Source organism: Prosthecomicrobium pneumaticum (assembly GCF_014199915.1).
In the GTDB taxonomy this organism is placed as follows: Bacteria; Pseudomonadota; Alphaproteobacteria; order Rhizobiales; family Kaistiaceae; genus Prosthecomicrobium; species Prosthecomicrobium pneumaticum.
Genome location: NZ_JACHOO010000005.1, coordinates 358897 through 373248 on the forward strand (window position 1 = coordinate 358897; position 14352 = coordinate 373248).

14 protein-coding genes are annotated in these 14352 nt (G+C 68.9%); 9 read left to right on the top strand and 5 right to left on the bottom strand.

Features of this window, described 5'->3' with window-relative positions; all coding sequences use genetic code 11:
* Positions 1–158: 158 nt before the first annotated feature.
* From GGQ63_RS13935 to GGQ63_RS13945, 3 genes are read right to left on the bottom strand one after another with little or no spacing between them, the layout of a single operon-like run.
* On the bottom strand, positions 159–1187 hold the full coding sequence (locus tag GGQ63_RS13935; RefSeq protein ID WP_183856856.1) for a sugar ABC transporter substrate-binding protein: 1029 nt from the start codon (positions 1185–1187) through the stop codon (positions 159–161).
* A 60-nt stretch (positions 1188–1247) separates the two neighbouring features.
* Positions 1248–2123, bottom strand: coding sequence for an IclR family transcriptional regulator (locus tag GGQ63_RS13940; protein WP_183856858.1), 876 nt, complete (start codon positions 2121–2123; stop codon positions 1248–1250).
* On the bottom strand, positions 2120–3289 hold the full coding sequence (locus GGQ63_RS13945) for an extracellular solute-binding protein (RefSeq protein WP_183856860.1): 1170 nt from the start codon (positions 3287–3289) through the stop codon (positions 2120–2122). The genes GGQ63_RS13940 and GGQ63_RS13945 overlap by 4 nt, the downstream gene beginning before the upstream one ends.
* A gap of 221 nt (positions 3290–3510) precedes the next feature.
* On the opposite strand from GGQ63_RS13945, the gene GGQ63_RS13950 reads away from it, so the two are divergent.
* The 4 genes from GGQ63_RS13950 (at position 3511) to GGQ63_RS13965 (ending at position 7307) form a co-directional block, all read left to right on the top strand.
* Positions 3511–4236 carry a GntR family transcriptional regulator gene (locus GGQ63_RS13950; RefSeq protein WP_183856862.1) on the top strand — a complete coding sequence of 242 codons (726 nt, stop codon included), beginning with the start codon at positions 3511–3513 and terminating at the stop codon, positions 4234–4236.
* Entirely contained in the window at positions 4233–5021 is a 789-nt protein-coding gene (locus GGQ63_RS13955) for an SDR family NAD(P)-dependent oxidoreductase (RefSeq protein ID WP_183856864.1), read from the top strand. The genes GGQ63_RS13950 and GGQ63_RS13955 overlap by 4 nt, the downstream gene beginning before the upstream one ends.
* An 11-nt stretch (positions 5022–5032) precedes the next feature.
* Positions 5033–6253, top strand: a complete 1221-nt coding sequence (locus GGQ63_RS13960) for an enolase C-terminal domain-like protein (RefSeq protein WP_183856866.1) — start codon at positions 5033–5035, stop codon at positions 6251–6253.
* A gap of 115 nt (positions 6254–6368) precedes the next feature.
* Complete coding sequence (locus GGQ63_RS13965; RefSeq protein ID WP_183856868.1) at positions 6369–7307, top strand: SMP-30/gluconolactonase/LRE family protein; 939 nt, start codon at positions 6369–6371, stop codon at positions 7305–7307.
* 159 nt (positions 7308–7466) lie between these two features.
* Here the strand turns inward: GGQ63_RS13965 and maiA are convergent, their stop codons facing one another.
* Together maiA and GGQ63_RS13975 are read right to left on the bottom strand one after the other, a co-directional pair.
* Positions 7467–8108: a maleylacetoacetate isomerase gene (maiA, locus tag GGQ63_RS13970; protein ID WP_183856871.1), complete on the bottom strand. Its 642-nt coding sequence runs from the start codon at positions 8106–8108 to the stop codon at positions 7467–7469.
* A gap of 16 nt (positions 8109–8124) precedes the next feature.
* Positions 8125–8496 (bottom strand): hypothetical protein, encoded by a 372-nt coding sequence (locus GGQ63_RS13975; protein ID WP_183856873.1) that lies wholly within the window; start codon positions 8494–8496, stop codon positions 8125–8127.
* A gap of 274 nt (positions 8497–8770) precedes the next feature.
* Here GGQ63_RS13975 and GGQ63_RS13980 point away from each other — a divergent pair, with 274 nt between their 5' ends.
* From GGQ63_RS13980 to GGQ63_RS14000, 5 genes are all read left to right on the top strand, one after another.
* Positions 8771–9331 (top strand): MarR family winged helix-turn-helix transcriptional regulator, encoded by a 561-nt coding sequence (locus GGQ63_RS13980; RefSeq protein WP_183856875.1) that lies wholly within the window; start codon positions 8771–8773, stop codon positions 9329–9331.
* Between the two features lie 539 nt (positions 9332–9870).
* Positions 9871–11358 (top strand): ABC transporter substrate-binding protein, encoded by a 1488-nt coding sequence (locus tag GGQ63_RS13985; RefSeq protein ID WP_183856877.1) that lies wholly within the window; start codon positions 9871–9873, stop codon positions 11356–11358.
* A 38-nt stretch (positions 11359–11396) separates the two neighbouring features.
* Positions 11397–12317, top strand: coding sequence for an ABC transporter permease (locus GGQ63_RS13990; protein ID WP_183856879.1), 921 nt, complete (start codon positions 11397–11399; stop codon positions 12315–12317).
* A 1-nt stretch (position 12318) separates the two neighbouring features.
* The gene (locus tag GGQ63_RS13995) at positions 12319–13296 is read left to right on the top strand and encodes an ABC transporter permease (RefSeq protein WP_183856881.1); all 978 of its coding nucleotides are present in this window, start codon (positions 12319–12321) and stop codon (positions 13294–13296) included.
* A 5-nt stretch (positions 13297–13301) separates the two neighbouring features.
* Positions 13302–14330, top strand: a complete 1029-nt coding sequence (locus GGQ63_RS14000) for an ABC transporter ATP-binding protein (RefSeq protein WP_183856883.1) — start codon at positions 13302–13304, stop codon at positions 14328–14330.
* Positions 14331–14352: the final 22 nt, after the last annotated feature.

Here is a 14352-nt window from a genome sequence, read left to right on the forward strand (position 1 = left end):
GGACCCCCTTCGGCCGAGCCGCCGGACGGCGCTCTGCGCGATGGGTCCCGGCTCTCCGCTGCGCTGCGCCCGGTCGGGCGGGCAGCGAAGGGCGTGCGGTGTCGTGCCGTCATCCCGGCGCGCCTCTGCGGCCGGGATGACGGAGCGCGTCGGGGCGGTTACTTGAGGTCGGCCGCCGTCTTCATGCACTTGTCGGCCGGCTTGACGCCGTTGACGGCATCCCAGTTGATCGACCGGGTGGTGCCTTCGACCGAATAGTACTTCTTCCAGTCGGCGCCGATCATCGGCGTGGTCGGCGACACGATGTGCTCGGGAACGGCCTCGCCGTTGAACACCTTGACCGCGGCGTCGACGGCGGTGAAGCCGACCTTCTCGGGGAACATCGCGGCTTCGATCTTGTAGGAGGGCTCGGTCTCCATCGCGTTGATGAAGGCGAGGCCCTCGCCGCCGGTGCCGACGACGAGCAGGCCGTCCTGCGACTTGCCGGCCGCCTTCCAGGCCTGCAGGCCGCCGAGCGAGGAATTGTCGTTGATGCCGTAGATGATGTTCACGTCGGCGTTCTGGGCGAGCGCCGCCGAGGACACTTCGAGGGCACGGTCCGGATTGCCGCCGCCGTCGAGGTCGTGGACCAGGGTGGCTTCCGGAATCTCGGTCTTGATGCCGTCCATGAAGCCGTTCGAGCGCAAGACGGTGGCCGACAGCAGCGGCAGGCCGACATTCATCACCTTGGCGACGCCGCCGAGATGCTCCTTGGCGTACTGGCCGGCGGCGACGCCCGCGTGATAGCCGGTGTCGTAGTCGCAGATCGCGACCATGGTGGTCATGCCCTTGACCGGGTTGCCTTCGAGCACCAGCGGCATGTTCTCGGCCTTGGCGCGGCGGAGCAGCGGCACGACGCCTTCCTCGTTGACCGGCGTGATGATCAGCACGTCGACGCCCTGGGCCATGAAGTCCTCGGCACCGGCGACCTGCTTCGCCACGTCGAGATTGGCGTCCTTCACCTCGAGCTCGATGCCGAGCTGCGCGGCGCGGTCCTTCATGCCCTTGATGACGTTCTGGTACCACTCATGGGTGGCGTAGTTGACGACATAGCCGATCTTCTTCGGCATGTTCTCGGCGGCCGCGGCTCCGGCGAGCGCACCGAGCGCGACCGACGCCGCGAAGAGCGTCTTCATCAGTTTCGTCATGTCTTCTCCTCCCTTTCGACGGCCCGTGCGGCGGGCCTTCCGATGGTTTCTGTCAGGGGCTCAGGGCGAACCCCTGCGACGCGGCCGGGCGGGCTCCTCGACCCGCACGGCACGGTTGCGGGCGGGGGCTTCGGCGGCGCCGAGCCCGCGGGAAATCTCGAGAGCCGCGGCGCGCGCCTCCTCGAACACCGCGGCGCGCGACAGGCGCGCCTGCTTCTGCGGCAGATAGGGGACGGTCAGGGCGGCGATCGTCGCGCCCATGTGATCCCGGATCGGCAGGGTGATGTTGGTACAGCCGTCGACGGCGAGCGAGGCGCGCATCTCGAAGCCCTTGTCGAGGATGGCGGAAAGCCGCTCCTCGACGGCCGCCCGCTCGACACCCGCCTCGCCCTCGGCGAGCAGCCGGTCGAGCAGCGCGTCGCGCTCGTCGGGCGGCATGAAAGCGAGGAGGACGGCGCCCGAACTCGTCTCGAGGATCGGGAAATGCGAGCCGAGCGCCACGGAATAACGCATCGGCAGCGGCGATTCGACCTGCAGCACGATCAGCACGGTCGAGCCGCGCAGCACCACGAGATGGCAGCTCTGGTCGGTCCGGCCGGCGAGCGCCCGCATCACCGGCAGCGCGGTGTCGATCAGCCGGTTGACCGGCGGATGCATGTGGGCGAGCTCGAAGAGCTTGAGGGACAGGCGGTAGCGGTCCGACTTGGTGCGGGTCAGATAGCCGCGGCCCTCAAGGAGCTGGATGATCCGGTAGACCTCGTGGATCGACCGGCCGAGCGCGGCGGAGATCTCGGTCTGGGTGACGTCCTCGCGGCAGCCGGCCATGAATTCGAGAATGTCGAGCGCCTTCTCGGCGGCCGGCACCTTGTAGTCGCGCCGGCCGGATTCGGCCTCGGCATCCTCGGCGGCGGGCGGGGCGGTCTCGGCGCGGCTCATGCCGGGCTCTCCGCCGGTTCGGCGGGGACGAGCGAGACCCGATAGCGTGCGTCGAGCCAGTCGGCGAAGGCGGCGGGCGCGAGTTCGCCGGCGATCGCCGCCGCGGCGCGGTGGGTCGCATCGCGGAAGAAATCGATGAAGCCGGCATGGGTCGGCCGCAGATAGGAACGGTCGAGCGTCGCGAGCGTGTCGCGGAAGAAATTCCGCGTCGCCGCGTTGGCGGCCGCGTCGGTCCAGGCGGCGCGCGAGCCCGGCTGGCCGCCATGGATGACGTAGTCGCCGCGCTGGTAATCGGCCGAGCAGAGGAAGAGCGCGTATTCGGCAGCCGCCCGCGGCGCCGCCGAGAAGGCCGAGATGCCGATACCGGCGCCGCCGAGCAGGGCGCCGCGCGCCTCGGGATGCGGGATGTCGCCGAAGCGCAGATGCGGCGCCTCCGCGCGGGCGGCGTAGTTCACATAGCCGAAGGCGTAGGGGACGTAGACCACCTCGTCGGTCGCCACCATGTGGTCGTAGCAGCGGATCGGGTTCCATTCCGCCGAGCGCGGATGGGAAAGCGCGGCGAGCTCGCGCAACTGCGCGACGATCCGCTCGACCGCCGCGCGGGCGAGGAAGCGGCCCCCCTCGCCGATCGGGTCGCCGGCCCCGGCGGCGAGCGTCAGCACGAGGCACATCGCGTCGGTCGGCACCATCGGCAGGCCGATCCATTTGCCGTCGGCACGCAGCCGCCGGCCGAGCGCCACCACCTCGTCATGACTCGTCGGGAAACGGTCGGCATAGGCGGAGAAGAGGTCCGGCCGGCAGGAGGCGACCTGCGCCGCGGCGTCGATCGGCAGCGCCCATTGCTTGCCGTGCGCCGCATAGGAGGGCCAGGAGCCGCCGACGCTGTCGGCCTCGAACCGGCGCCGTTCCTCGTCCGGGAGATAGGGATCGAAGGGCAGCATCAGGCCGCGCGCCGCAACGTCGCCGACAAAGGGATGGTCGAAGACGACGAGATCGTAGCGGGCGAGCACATCCTCGATCCGGCCCTCGCCGAACTCGTAGAGGCTGCGGCGGTCCCAGACGATCTCGACGTCGGGATGCGCGGCACGATAGGGCGCGACGCTGGCGTCGAGCGGCCCCCAGCAGCGCCTGTGATCCCAGGCGAGCCCGCGCAGCAGCGTCCCCATTCGATCGTTCCTCCCCGCCCGTCTTCCTCCCGGGCTCGTCCCGGACGCTAGTGTACCGTTTTCAAATGTGCAAACGACTTTTTTCTGTGCCAGAACCTGGCGGACGGCAAGTCTCAGCTTTCCGCGCCGCAACGGAGCGGATCGTTCGGTGGTGTCGACTAATATATTAGTGGACGACTGCCGTCCAGCCCGTTAAGTCTCGATCGACAACAGGAGGCCCGATGTTCGCGCTCGAGCCGGCGGCCCCGCCGCGGACCCGATCGACCGCCCAGCACGTCTACGAGATGCTGCGGGCGGAGATCGTCATGAACGCGCTGAAGCCGCGCGAGCCGATCCGCGAGGCCCTCATCGCCGAGCGGCTCGGCGTGTCGCGCACGCCGGTGCGCGAGGCGTTGCTGCGGCTCGCCGATCTCGGTCTCGTCGACATCTACCCGCAGAGCGCCACGCGGGTGGCGCCGATCCGGCTCGAAAAGGTCCGCGCCGCGCAGCTGATCCGCGAGGCGGTCGAGGTCGAGGTGGTGCGCCGCGCCGCCGGTGCGATGGACGCCGCGGCGCTCGCCGGCCTCGAGGGGCTGATCGAGGACCAGACGGTGGCCGCCGAACGGGGCGACATCAGGCGGCTGTTCGAGCTCGACGAGGCCTTCCACCGGGCGATCTTCGCCGCCGCCGGCCTCGCCGCGGTCGCCGACGAGCTCGAGGACGTCAAGGTGCACCTCAACCGGCTGCGCTATGTCTCGGTCGATTGGCCGCGCAGCGCCGGCTTCATCGTCGCCGAGCACGCCGAGATCATGGCGGCGCTGAAGGCGCGCGACGCGGCGGCGGCGGAAGCCGCGATGCGCGTCCATCTGCGCGCCATCCTCGCCGCGCTCGACGTGATCACCAGGCGGGCGGACGATCCCGCCGGACAACGGACCGGCAGGGACGATGCCGGCAGGGAGGACGCATGAGCGACGGTGGGGAACTCGACGGCAAGGTGGCGCTCGTCACCGGCGCGGCGATGGGGATCGGCGCCGCGGTCGCGGAGCTCTTCGCCGAGCGCGGCGCGCGGCTCGTTCTCATCGACCGGTCGCCCGAACTCGGCGGCCTCGCCGAGCGGCTCGGCGCCGCCGCGGTCATCGGCGACCTGACCGATCCGGCCGTGCTCGACCGGACGGTCGCGACCGCGCTCGACCGCTTCGGCGGCCTCGACATCCTGTCGAACAATGCCGGCATCCAGCGCTACGGCACGCTCGAAACGACGACCGATGCGGTCTGGGACGAGGTGTTCGACATCAATCTGAAGCCGATGTTCCGGCTCGCGCAGCGCGTCGTGCCGCATCTCAAGGCGAGCCGCGGCGCGATCGTCAACATGGCCTCGGTCCAGGGCCTCGCCTCGCAGGCGAATGTCGTCGCCTATACCGCCTCGAAACACGCCGTGATCGGACTCACCCGCGCGGCGGCGGTCGATCTCGCCCCGTTCGGGGTGCGGGTGAACGCGGTCGCGCCGGGCTCGGTCGACACGCCGATGCTGCGCTGGGCGGTGTCGCTCGCCGACGATCCGGCCGCCCTCGACGCGGCGATCGACGCGATGCATCCGCTCGGCCGGCGGGCGCGGACCCGCGAGATCGCGGAAGTGGTCGCCTTCCTCGCCTCCGATCGCGCCTCCTTCGTCACCGGCGCGGTCTATGTCGCCGATGGCGGCCTCACCATCCCGCTCGGCGGTGCGCCGAAGCCCTCCGAAACCGCGCGCTGAAGGGAAGTGCCGTGAAGATCGTCGACATCCGCGCGACCACCGTCGCCGTGCCGCTCGAGGCGCCGCTGCGCCATGCGAGCGGCGCCCATTGGGGCCGCTTCATCCGCACCATCGTCGAGGTGATCACCGACGAGGGCGTCGTCGGTCTCGGCGAGCTGGGCGGCGGGGGGGAATCGGCCGAAGCGGCGGTGCGCGGCATGCTGCCCTATCTGAAGGGCCATGATCCGCTGCAGCTCGAACAGCTGCGCTGGAAGATCATGAATCCCACCGCCTCGCTCTACAACAACCGGATGCAGATCCATGCCGCGCTCGAAATGGCCTGCATGGACGCCGCCGGCAAGGCGCTCGGCATCCGCGCCTGCGACCTGATCGGCGGGGCGCTGCGCGAGACCGTTCCCTTCGCGGCCTATGTCTTCTACCGCCTGCCCGACCCGGCGAGCGGCCGCGGCGGCGAGACGAGCGCCGAGGAGATCGTCGCGCACGCCCGCGACCTCAAGGCCCGCTACGGCTTCAGGGCGCACAAGCTGAAGGGCGGCGTCTTCCCGCCCGACCACGACATCGCGGTGACCCGCGCGCTCGGCGCCGCCTTCCCCGAGGACGGGCTGCGGCTCGATCCCAATGCGGTGTGGTCGGTCGAGGAGGCGATCCGCGTCGGCCGGGCGATCGAGGATCTCAGAAACGACTATTTCGAGGATCCGACCTGGGGCCTCGAAGGCATGCGGCGCGTCCGGCATTTCGTCCGCATCCCGACCGCCACCAACACGGTGGTGGTCAATTTCGAGCAGCTCGCCGCCAATATCCGCCAGGAGGCGGTCGACGTGGTGCTGCTCGACACCACCTTCTGGGGTGGGCTGCGGCAGGCGCACAAGGCCGGCACCGTGCTCGAGACCTTCCAGTACGGCGCCTCGGTGCATTCCTCCGGCGAACTCGGCATCCAGCTCGCCTCGATGCTGCATCTCGGCGCCGCGCTGCCCAATCTCGCCTTCGCGGCGGACGCGCACTACCACCACCTCGTCGACGACGTGATCGTCGGCGGCAAGATGGCCTATCGCGACGGCGCCATCGCCGTGCCGCAGGGGCCGGGCCTCGGCGTCACGCTCGATCGCGACAAGCTCGCGCAGTATGCCGAGTGTTATCGCGAGGTCGGCGGCTACACCTATGACCGCGATCCGACCCGGCCGGACTGGTATGCCGTCGTGCCGGGCAACCGCTACGCCGATCCGGGCCGGTAAGGGCGCGGCGGCCGGTCCTGACGGGCTGGCCGTCCGCGGCGGCTTCGCCTAGGATCGCCGCGCCAAGAAGGGGCCCGGCAAGGGACCCCGTGTGACGCCCGAGACGGGGGAGACCATGGACGGCCAACTCATCAATGCGATCGCGGCGGACGAGCCCGAATTCCTTTCCTTGTTTCCGGCCGGGGCGACGCTGACGCGGATCGCCACCGGCTTCATCTGGGCCGAGGGGCCGGTGTGGTTCGGCGAGCTGAACGAGCTGCGCTTCTCCGACATCCCGAACAACCGGATCATGCGCTGGTCGCCGACCGCCGGGCTCTCGGTGTTCCGCCAGCCCGCTCAGCGCACCAACGGCCACACCCGCGACCGCGAAGGCAACATGATCTCGTGCGAGCACGGCGGCCGCTGCGTCTCGCGCACCCGGCTCGACGGCAGCTACGAGACGCTCGTCACCCACTGGCAGGGCAAGCGGCTCAACTCGCCGAACGACGTCGTCGTGAAGTCCGACGGCACGATCTGGTTCACCGACCCGCCCTACGGCATCGTCTCCGACCATGAGGGCATCGCCGCGGAGAGCGCGATCGGCAACAATCAGGTCTACCGCTTCGATCCGCAGACCGGCACGCTCGATGCGGTGGCGACCGATTTCGACCGGCCGAACGGCCTCGCCTTCTCGCCCGACGAGACGACGCTCTACATCGCCGATTCGGGCTATGCCCGCGGCCACGGCCATGGCGAGGAGGAGGGCCGGCCGCGCCATGTCCGCGCCTTCGACGTGATCGACGGCAAGACGCTTTCGAACAGCCGGGTGTTCGCGGAGATCAGGCCGGCGGTGCCGGACGGCCTGCGCGTCGACACCGAAGGCCATGTCTGGATCTCGGCGGGCGACGGCATCCACTGCTACCGGCCGGACGGCAAGCGGCTCGGCCGCGTGCTGGTGCCCGAAGTGGTCGCCAACCTGACCTTCGGCGGCCCGGGCCGCTCGCGCCTCTTCATCACCGCGACGAGCTCGGTCTACGCGATCGAGACGAACCGGGTCGGCGCCCAGCGCCCCTGACGAGCCGGCCGGAAAACGGCCTTCACGCCTGAGCGGCGGGCGGGGGAGCGTGCTCTTCCCTGCCCGTCTCGCCCGACCGCCAGAAACCGGCCGCGGAAAGAAGAGCGGAGGGCCGCCGGCGGGGAGGCCGCCGATTCGTTCGAAGGCGGCCCGGCCTCGTTAGAACGCGTCGGCCTGGGTCTGGGGCGCGACCCTCTCCACCGCCGGCAGGGCGGCGACGCGGTCGGCAATCGCCACCGTCACAGGATAGGGCGCGAGATCGCAGTTGAAGCGCCGGGCATTGGCGACCTGCGGCACGAGGCAGACATCGGCGATGGTCAGCATCTCGCCGAGGCAATAGGTGCCCGACCGGCCCTCGTGGAGCAGCGTCGCCTCGAAGGCGGCGAAGCCCTCGGCCACCCAGTGCGCATACCACTCGTCGCGCTCCGCGTCCGAAAGGCCCCAGCGGCCTTTCAGATATTTGAGCACCCGGACATTGTTGAGCGGGTGGATGTCGCAGCCGATGATCTGCGCGAGGCCCCGCACATAGGCCCGCTCGAGCGGATCGCGCGGCAGGAGGGGCGGCTCGGGATGGACCTCCTCGAGATAGTCGAGGATGGCGAGGCTCTGCGCGATGGTGTGGCCGTCCTCGACGAGGGCGGGCACGAGACCTTGCGGATTGACGCCGAGATAGTCCGGCGTCTTGTGCTCCATCTTCGGCAGCGAGATGTAGCGCGGCTCCCAGTCGAGCCCCTTGACCGCGAGCGCGATGCGCACGCGGTACGAGGTCGACGAGCGGAAGAAGGTGTAGAGCGCGCGCACCCCCGGTCTCCCCTGCTCAGCCTTCGGCAGCCTTCTCGAGGATCTCGTCCGGCGTGGAGGAAACCACCTCGACATATTTCGGCACGAACTTGCGGCCCTCGATCAGGCCGACGAATGCCGGCTTGATCTCCTCGGCGAGCACCTTGCGGATCTTGGCGTGCTCGACGATGTCCGACCATTCCGCGATGAGGAAGAAGCGCTGCGGGTTCTCCGTGTCGCGGCAGAGCACGCCGTCCTTCACCTGCGCCCACGACTTGTGCATCGGATTGCCGTCCGAATAGTCGAATTCTTCGAACAGCTTGATGAATTCGTCCTCGCGCCCCTTCTCGACGATGAAGTCGTAGATGTGAAGGAAGTTGCCCTTCGTGGCGAGCGGCTCCTGGGCCATCGTCTCTCTCCTTGTCGGTGGAAGTGGCGGATCGGCACGGCGCCGAGGCGGGGAATGCGGCGACCGCATAATCATCAGTATACCGCTCTTCTTCCCTGCGGCAAGCCTCTCCGTGCCGGCCGCCGAGGCGGCGCGCCATTCCGCATCCATCGGATGAATGCGCATTCCGGATTTCCGGCTATGGTGGCGTAGGGCAGGATCGGCGAGTCGGGATGTCGCCCCGGCCGCCGAAGACACGAAGGGACAGTCGCCGGATGAGGAACCGCTAGAGCCGATGCGATCGTATCGGGACAAGGGACAGGCCGGACGACCGGAATCCGTCTCGCCGCCGCAGCCGGAAGCCAATCCGGCGCTTCGGGTGCTCGCCGAGAAGCTGCCGCTGTGGAAGCGGCCGGGCTATCTCGTCCGGCGCCTGCACCAGGTGCATTACGCGCTGTTCTTCGAGGAATGCGCCGGCTTCGGGATCACGCCGGTGCAGTACGGGCTGCTCACCATCCTCTCGACGCAGCCCGATACCGACCAGATCACACTCGCCAACGCGCTCGGCATCGACCGAACCAATGTCGCCGATGTCCTCGCCCGGCTCGAGCAGCGCGGCCTGGTGGCGAGGACGCGCAGCCGCTCCGACCGGCGCATGGTGCTCGCCCGGTTGACGCCGGAAGGCGAGCGGCTCGTGGAGAGCATGCATCCGGCGATGGCCCGGGCGCAGGAGCGCCTGCTCGAGACGCTCGCGCCGGACGAGCGCGAGCGCTTCCTCGAGACCCTGATGCGCCTCGTCGACGCCAACAACCGGTTCGGACGGGCGGCGCTCGGCACGGCGAAGATGGACGATTGAGCGCGGGGCGGATACGGCCGGGCGCCCGGCCCGCGCGGCTGCGCGTCCGTCCGGCGATCGGCGAAGGTCGGGAAAGCGGTATGGGGAATGCCGCGATCCATTGTATGCAGTATGGCGTATACAATGGCCGGCCGATAGCCGAAATTTTGATCACGCGCCGATTTTCCGCAGGCCCGTCCGGAAAAGAGGCGGTCCGAACGGCACGCCGCCCCTCCTCGCAGCGGGCGGCGCATGACGGCAGACGGGGAGAGCCGCGGAAATCCTCGATTTCAGCATGTCGGCGCGACGCAGGGCGCAGGTCTGGCGCACGCCTCGACGCAAGGCCGCATGCGGCCCCGAACGGCTTTTCGCCGGGCCGAATCCGCGTCGCGCGCTGCCCGCTCTGCCGTCACACTGATCAAGATCAATGCGTTGTATACTGATCGCTTGACAGACCTTTAGAGAGGCTCCAATCTCCGCGCCCGGGGAATGCCGACGATCCGCAGTGGGGCAGCGCAGGGCTGCGTCCACAACCTTGCCGTGGAGCAACGGAGCGGATGATGAACTCGATAACAAAACTGCTTTCCAGAGCGGCTCTCGCAGCCATGGTGGCATTGCCCGCGATGACCGCGGCGCAGGCGGCGGAGATCACGATCGCCGTCGGCTCGGAGGCCTCCACCCTCGATCCGCAGAAGCGCGACGACGGCGGCGAGCGCGCCATCAACGACAATATCTATGAGACGCTGCTCGCCCGCACGCCCGCCGGCGAGCTGGTGCCCGGCCTCGCCGAGGCGCTGCCGACCCAGGTCGATCCGCTCACCTGGGAATTCAAGCTGCGGCCGAACATCAAGTTCACCAATGGCGAGGCCTTCAATGCCGACGCCGTCGTGAAGAGCGTCGCGCGCATCATCGATCCGAACTTCGCCTCCGAGCAGATGTCCTATTTCGGCACGATCGCCAAGGCGGAGAAGGTCGACGACCTGACCGTGCGCGTCGTGACCACCGGCCCCGATCCGATCCTGCCTTCGCGCATGTACTGGATGAAGATGGTGCCGGCGACCTATTCCGACGATCCGGCCTTCCAGACCGAGCCGGCCGGCACCGGCCCCTACAAGCTCTCGACCTGGACCCGCGGCCAGGAAGTGGTGCTCGAGAAGAACCCCGACTATTGGGGCGACGCGCCGTCGATCGACACCGTCCGCTTCCGCTTCATCGGCGAGTCGGGCACCCGCATGGCCGGCCTGATGGCGGGCGAACTCGACGTCATCACCAACCTGCTGCCGGAATTCGTCGAGAGCGTGCCGAAGTCGGCCGCCGTCCAGGGCGTCGAGACCTCGGTCATCATTCTCTCGACCGAGAACGAGGCGACCAAGGACGAGCGCGTCCGCAAGGCGCTCAATCTCGCCATCGACCGCCAGGCGCTCGCCGACAGCCTCTATTCGGGCTTCGCGCTGCCGACCAAGGGTCAGCTCGTCAACCCGCGCGCCTTCGGCTTCAACACCGCGCTCCAGCCCTATCCCTATGATCCGGAGCAGGCCAAGGCCCTGATCAAGGAAGCCGGCGCCGAGGGCAAGACCGTCACGCTGGTCGGCGAAGCCGGCCGCTGGCTCAAGGACCGCGAGCTGATCGAGGCCGTCGGCAATTACTGGGAAGAGGCCGGCGTCAAGGTCGACTACCGGATCGAGGAATTCGGCGAGTATCTGAACCAGCTCTTCGACCGCAAGAAGCGCCCGGACGCGGTGTTCGTGGTCAACTCGAACGAGCTGCTCGACGCCGACCGCGAGATGAGCTTCGCCTATATGCCGAACGGCACCGCCTCCTCGAACAACGATCCCGACCTCGCCGCCTGGGTTCCGGCCGCCCGCGTCGAGACCGATGTCGAGAAGCGCAAGGGCATCTACGCCCAGGCGACCCAGAAGGCGCACGACCACTACTATCTCGTGCCGCTCCTCAACATGCAGGACGTCTACGGCTTCTCGGCCCGGCTCGAATGGCAGCCGCGCGTCGATGCGAAGCTGCTCGCCAAGGAGATGAAGGTCACCGAGTGATCGGTGACCTTCCGGTAACGTCGAACTGAGGGTGCAGCATGGGCCTTTTCATCCTGCGTCGGCTCTTCCAGGGGTTCCTGGTCGTGCTCGGCGTAACGCTGGTCGTTTTCGTGGCGACCCGCATGGTCGGTGACCCGGCGCAGGTCATGCTGCCCCTCTCCGCGACCGCGGAGCAACGCGCGGCCTTCGAGCACAAATTCGGGCTCGACCGGCCGATGGCGGAGCAGTTCGTCGATTTCATCGGCGATCTCGCCACCTTCGACTTCGGCGAGAGCATGTGGCAGCGGCGCCCGGCGATGGACGTCATCGCGGGACGCCTGCCCAACACGCTGAAGCTGATCGCCGCCGGGCTCGGTCTCGCGATCGTGCTCGCTCTGCCGCTCGGTGCATTGGCGGCGATCCGGCCCGGCGGCTTCGCCGACCGGATCACCGTCTTTCTCGGCCTGTTCGGCCTCTCCCTGCCGCAGTTCTGGCTCGGCCTTCTCCTGATCATGGTGTTCGCCGTCACCTTCAAGGTGCTGCCGACATCGGGCTATGGCGGCTGGACCCATTTCATCCTGCCCGCGGTGACGCTCGCATTGCCGGCCGCCGCCCGGCTGATGATGCTCGTCCGCTCCTCCGTCATCGACGAGCTGAACCAGCAATATGTCCGCACCGCCCGGGCGAAGGGCCTGCGCTTCCCGCAGGTGCTGTTCGGCCATGCGCTCAGGAACGCGCTCGTCCCCTTCATCACGCTCGCCGGCTGGGAGTTCATCAGCGCGCTCGCCGGCTACACCGTCGTCGTCGAGACCGTCTTCGCCTGGCCGGGCCTCGGGCTGACCGCCATGCAGGCGATCAAGTTCAGCGATCTGTTCCTGCTGCAGGCGATCGTCTTCACCGTGGCGATCGGCATCGTGCTCGTGAACATCGTGCTCGACGTCATCTACAAGCTCATCGACCCCCGGATAAAGCTGGCCTGACATGGCTGTCATCTCTCCCGCCGTGCCGACCGCCGCGGCCAAGCCCCGCGCCGGCTCGTTTTCCGCCCTCGCCGCCGAGCTGTGGCACGACAAGGCGGGCCTGTTCGGCTTCGCGATCATCGTGCTGCTCATCGTGCTCGCCTTCATCGCGCCCTTGATCACGCCCTATGATCCGGCGCTGCAATCGGTGGCGGCGCGCCTGAAGCCGCCCGTCTGGATGGCGAAGGGCTCCTGGGAACACCTTCTGGGCACCGACCATCTCGGCCGCGACGTGCTCTCCCGCGTCATGGCGGGCGCCCGCACCTCGCTGATCGTCGGGGTGTCGGTCGTGCTGCTCGCCGGCTCGTTCGGCGTGCTGGTCGGCCTCTTCGCCGGCTTCAAGGGCGGCCGCACCGACGCGGTGTTGATGCGCCTCGTCGATATCCAGGTCGCCTTCCCCGGCCTCCTGATGATCCTGCTGATCGTATCGGTGATCGGCCCCAGCATGACGACGATGATCGTCGTGCTCGCGATCACCAACTGGATGATCTATGCCCGCGTGGTGCGCGGCATCGTGCTGTCGGTCCGCCAGACGCCCTATGTCGAGGCGGCCGAGGTGATCGGCTGCAAGCCGGCCCGCGTCATCTTCAAGCACATCCTGCCGAACCTCACCTCGCCGCTGCTCACCCTCGGCATTCTCGAGTTCACCAACATCGTGCTCGCCGAAGCGGCGATGTCCTTCCTCGGCCTCGGCGTACAGCCGCCGGCGACGAGCTGGGGCTTGGACGTCGCCAACGGCAAGGACTACATCTTCGTCGCCTGGTGGCTGATCACCTTCCCCGGCCTGTCGATCTCCGTGACGGTGCTGGCGATCAACCTCTTCGCCAACTGGCTCCGCGTCACCACCGACCCGCAGGAGCGCGAGAAGCGCTTCGCCCGGGCGAAGGCCGCCGAGCGCCGGCGCGCCGGACGGACCGCGCCAACCCCGGTCGAGGCATGACCCCTATGGACGCCATCAGCGAAATGCCGCTGCTCGAGGTCGAGCGGCTGCAGGTCGAGTTCGACACGCGCGCCGGCATCGTGCACGGCCTGCGCGGGGTCGATCTCTCCATCCGGCGCGGCGAGACGCTCGCCCTCGTCGGCGAATCGGGCTCCGGCAAGAGCGTCACCGCCCAGGCGGTGATGGGACTGATCGACGTGCCCGGCCGCATCGCCGGCGGCGACATCCGCTGGAAGGGCCAGTCGCTGCTGAAGGGCGACGGCCCGCGCCGGGCGAAGGACATTCGGGGCAAGGAGGTCGCGCTGATCTTCCAGGACCCGATGACCTCGCTCAACCCGCTCATCACCATCGGGGCGCAGATCGGCGAGGTGCTGCAGCGCCATCTCGGCATGACCAAGGCGCAGGCCCGCATCCGCGTGCTGGAACTGCTCGAGGCGGTCGGCATCCCGGCCCCGCCGCGCCGCGCCGCGCAATATCCGCACGAGCTGTCCGGCGGCATGCGCCAGCGCGTGATGATCGCCATGGCGATCGCCTGCGAGCCGCAATTGCTGATCGCCGACGAACCGACCACGGCGCTCGACGTGACGATCCAGGCGCAGGTGCTCGAGCTGATCGCGGGCCTGCAGGAGACGCTGAAGCTCTCCGTCATCCTGATCACCCACGATCTCGGCGTCGTCGCCGGGCTCTGCCAGCGCGTCGCGGTGATGTATGCCGGCCGGATCGTCGAGACCGGCCTCGCCGACGATCTCTTCGAGCGGCCCTCGCATCCCTATACGCAGGGCCTGATCCGCTCGACGCCGCGGCTCGACGACCGGCTCGAACGGCTGGTGTCGATCGAGGGCGCGCCGCCGAGCCTGCTCGCGCCGCCGCGCGGCTGCGCCTTCGAGCCGCGCTGCCCGATCGCCGAGGCGCGCTGCGGCACCGAACCGCCGCTCGCGATCGTCCATGCCGGCGCGTCGGCGGCCTGCTGGAAGCCGTCGCAGCCCGCCTGGCGGGACGTGCCGGCGAGCGCCGAACCCGCCCCCGTTTCGTGAGGACCGGATGTCCGCAGCCCTC